Source organism: Streptomyces sp. 8P21H-1 (genome assembly GCF_013302945.1).
Genome location: NZ_JABTYA010000296.1, coordinates 1 through 570, shown reverse-complemented (window position 1 = coordinate 570; position 570 = coordinate 1). Strand labels below are relative to the sequence as shown.

At 78.6% G+C, this 570-nt stretch carries 1 protein-coding gene; it reads left to right on the top strand.

Translation table 11 applies throughout. The annotated features are described in order from the left end of the window. A partial coding sequence (locus tag HO151_RS06270; RefSeq protein WP_173895105.1) for a glycerate kinase occupies window positions 1-570 on the top strand: 570 nt, incomplete at both ends.

The following is a 570-nucleotide window of genomic DNA, read 5'->3' as shown; positions in this document are numbered from 1 at the left end:
GACCGCGGTCGTGGAGACGGCCGAGGCCAGCGGCCTGCAGCGGCTGCCCGCCGGGCTCCTCGCGCCGCTCACCTCGTCCACGTACGGGTCCGGGGAACTGCTGCTGGCCGCGCTCGACGCCGGGGCCCGCACGATCGTCCTCGGCGTCGGCGGCAGCGCGACCACCGACGGCGGAGCCGGGATGCTGGCCGCGCTGGGCGCCCGGTTCCTGGACGCGGACGGTGAGCCCGTGCCGCCCGGCGGCGGTTCCCTCGGGAAGCTCGCCTCGGCGGACCTCACCGGACTCGACCCCCGGCTCGGCTCCGTCGACGTCGTCCTCGCCAGTGACGTCGACAATCCGCTCACCGGTCCGAAGGGCGCGCCCGCGGTGTACGGGCCGCAGAAGGGCGCCACCCCGGACGACGTGGCGGTGCTCGACGCGGGGCTCGCGCACTTCGCCGCGGTGCTGGCGGAGACGGTCGGGAGCCGGGCGGCGGAGTGCGCGGCCGCGCCCGGCGCGGGGGCCGCCGGGGGCATCGGGTACGGGGCCCTGGTGGGGCTCGGCGCGCGGTTCCGTCCCGGCATCGAGGT